The sequence below is a fragment of the Roseateles sp. P5_B10 genome (assembly GCF_056400485.1).
Genome location: NZ_JBFULE010000597.1, coordinates 1 through 3,342, shown reverse-complemented (window position 1 = coordinate 3,342; position 3,342 = coordinate 1). Strand labels below are relative to the sequence as shown.

Below are 3,342 nucleotides of genomic sequence, written 5' to 3'. Positions count from 1 at the left end.
GCCATCTACGGCACCCGCCCCTGGCGCATCTACGGCGAAGGCCCTACCAAGGTCAGCGGCGGCATGTTCAGCGAAGGCAGCTCCAAGCCGCTGACGGCCGAGGACATCCGCTTCACGACCAAGGGCGGCGTGCTCTATGCCATCGCGCTGGGCTGGCCCCGTGACGGCCTGCTGCGCATCCCCACCTTGGCCCAGGGCTCGGCACTCGCCCCCGGCGCCATCGAGAACGTGCAGGCTGTGGGCTCGCCCGACAGCCTGAGCTTCACGCGCAACCACCGTTGGCTGGAAGTGAAGCTGCCGCAGGGCCTCGCCGGCTCGCCGGCGGTGGCCATCAGGATCCGCGGCGCAGTGGTCTGAGCAACACAACCGACTGACCTCTTGCATCCCCCGTTTTCGCCTCGCGCGACCTGACGACACCTCATGAAGAAGACCACTCCCATCGCCACCGCCCTGCTCGCGCTGGCCGCAGCTCAGGCCCAATCGGCCGACATCGTCATCACCTCGCCAGGCGGCCTGGTCGCCATCCGCATCGCCGACGACGGCGCCAGCTACAGCGTGGTCCGCCGCGGCGAGACCGTGATCACCCGCTCGGCGCTGGGCCTCGAACTCGAAGGCCAGCCCGCCTTCGGCACGCTGAAGCTCGAATCACGGCAGGACGCGGCGGAAGACCGCGTCATCCCCTTGGTCGCCACCAAGGCCGCGACCGCGCGCGACCACTACCGCAGCGCAACGCTGAGCTTTCGCGAAGCCGGCGGCGGGCGCCGCCGGCTGCTCGTCGATGCGCGTGCGTATGACGACGGCGTCGCCTTCCGCTACCGCATTGAGGGCAGCGCCCCCGTCAAGCTCAAGGGCGAGCAGACCACCTTCGTGCCGGCCGGCGATCCGTCCTGCCTGCTGACCCCGGTCGACGGCGGCCACGAAGCGCAGTTCGAACGCCAGCGCATCTCGCAACTGAAGTCCGACGCGGTCTTCGACATGCCGGTGGTCTGCGCCACACCGTCGGGCCGCACCCACTACGCCATCACGCAGGCCCACCTGCAGGGCTACACCGGCGCCTCGTTCCGCCGCGAAGGCGAGGCGTTGCGCCTGCAGCTGTCCGGCGTTCCGGGCCGCCAGGGCCCCGCCTTCGTCTCGACGGGCGGGCTGACGACGGCCTGGCGCGCAGTCATGATGGCCGACCGCGCCGGCGACCTGATCCCGTCGCACCTGGTCGGCAACCTCAACCCGGCACCGACCGGCGACTTCAGCTGGGTCAAGCCCGGCAAGACGACCTGGGACTGGTGGTCCGGCCCGCTGGAGGGTGTCAAGCCCGATCTGGCCGCCTACAAGCGCTTCATCGACTTCGCCGCCGAGTCCGGCTTCCCCTACCACCTGATCGATGCCGGCTGGTCCTTCGGTGCCGGCCCCTGCTGCGACCCGCTGCCGACGACCGACATCGCCAGCGCCGCCGACGGCATCGACATGCCGGCCCTGGTTCGCTACGCGGCCGACAAGGGCGTGGGCCTGATGCTGTGGGTGCATTGGGAGCACCTGGCGCCGCGCATGGACGAGGTGCTCGACACCTACGCGCGCTGGGGCATCAAGGGTATCAAGGTCGACTTCATGAACCGCGACGACCAGGACATCGTCAAGTTCTACGAGCGTGTGGCTGAGGCAACGGCCAAGCGCCAGATGTTGCTGGACATGCACGGCGCCTACGTCCCCGCCGGCCTGCAGCGCACCTACCCCAACTACATCACCCAGGAAGGCGTGCTGGGCGCCGAGTGGAACAAGATGGACAAGCGCGTCACGCCGCGGCACAACCTGATGCTGCCCTACACGCGCATGCTGACGGGGCCGATGGACTACACGCCCGGCGGCTTCCGCAACGCGACGCCGACCACCTACGAGATTCGCGCCGTCATGCCGCTGACCCAGACGACGCGCGGCCAGGCGCTGGCSATGTACGTCGTCTACGACAGCCCGCTGCAGATGGTSTCSGACGACCCCWCSARYTACCGCGGCGAGSCCGGCTTCGAMTTCATCAAGCGCGTGCCKACSGCCTGGGACGAAACYCRCTTCATCKCCGGCGARCCSGGSSAGGACATCGTGCTGGCGCGCCGCCAMGGCAAGAMCTGGTACMTCGGCGCGATGACSGGCGACSAGGCCCGCACSSARAAGGTGTCGCTCSGCTTCCTGCCCCCTGGGAATTGGAAGGCCATGGTCTGGCAGGACGGCGAAGAGGTCCGCGAAGTGCGCCGCACGCAGCGCGTGGTGACGAGCAAAGACGTGCTCAGCCTGGCGCTGGCTGCGGCCGGCGGCGCTGCCGTGGTTCTGGAGCCGACGCCTTTGCGGTGACCCGCGGAGACGCACTCACCCTAGCCATGCCGCACCTTCATCAAAGCGCCGTCCCTCGCCAATACCGTCTGGTCGCGGCGCAAATCCGCGCCTTGATCGACGTGGATCGAATCAGAACCGGGACGAAGCTGCCACCCGAGCGGGAGATGGCTCAGCAGTTTGGCGTCTCCCGCCAAGTCGTACGGGAAGCGCTGAGAAGCCTGGAATTTGAGGGTCAAGTCGAGATCCGTGGCCGTTCGGGTGCATATGTCTCTGGGGCACACAAGACAAAYGCCGCTCAACCGCTTCTCGACCGGTCTCCTGCCGAACTTATCCAAGCACGCGTTGTGTTGGAGCGCGCCATCATCACGCTCGCGGCGACCCGTGTCAGTCAGCCCAGCCTGCAGCGCGTCGGCGCCGCGTTACAGGCGATGCGCGAGGATCTAAATCGCGGACTTTGCCCCGTTGCGGCAGACCGGCAATTCCATCTGAGCATTGCCGAGATGGGCGGCTGCGAAGCCCTCATCGGTGTCGTGGCGACGCTGTTCGACAGCTTTCACAGCGCGATCCCACCGCAGCGCGTTGGCGATGACGCCATGAACGGCTGGCGAGCGGCCCTGGTTGAACACGAGGTGATCTTTCAGGCTCTTAAAGCRCGCGATCCCATCACCGCCGACGCTGCACTTTGCAGCCATCTGCTCGCCGCCCGCAACCGCTCAACAAGCAACGCCTAGAAATCAGGCTGCCCTCCATCTGGGCCAAGGGCGTTTCCACGACTCATTGCGACTACACGAAGAGTTCTTAAGCGCCAGCCCTCGACGCCGCGAGCTCCGTGAACTGAAAACCGGTTTTCCCGATGAAATACAGCAAACAACTCACCGTTCTTTCCATCGTCGCCTCGACGCTGGTGGCAGGCTGCGGCGGCGGCGGAGGTGACACGCCGGCACCCGCTCCCGCCCCAGCGCCAGCGCCAGCGCCAGCGCCAGCGCCAGCGCCAGCGCCAGCGCCAGCCCCAGCCCCAGCCCC

General features: G+C 67.7%; 3 protein-coding genes. All 3 read left to right on the top strand.

Translation table 11 applies throughout. The annotated features are described in order from the left end of the window. On the top strand, window positions 1-357 hold a 357-nt coding region (locus AC1DU6_RS24500), incomplete at its 5' end, for an alpha-L-fucosidase C-terminal domain-containing protein (RefSeq protein ID WP_477860251.1). Between the two features lie 63 nt (window positions 358-420). Beyond that, on the top strand, window positions 421-2,337 hold the full coding sequence (locus tag AC1DU6_RS24495; protein WP_477860249.1) for a glycoside hydrolase family 97 protein: 1,917 nt from the start codon (window positions 421-423) through the stop codon (window positions 2,335-2,337). Window positions 2,338-2,363: 26 nt separating this feature from the next. Continuing rightward, window positions 2,364-3,050, top strand: coding sequence for a FadR/GntR family transcriptional regulator (locus AC1DU6_RS24490; RefSeq protein WP_477860247.1), 687 nt, complete (start codon window positions 2,364-2,366; stop codon window positions 3,048-3,050). Window positions 3,051-3,342: the final 292 nt, after the last annotated feature.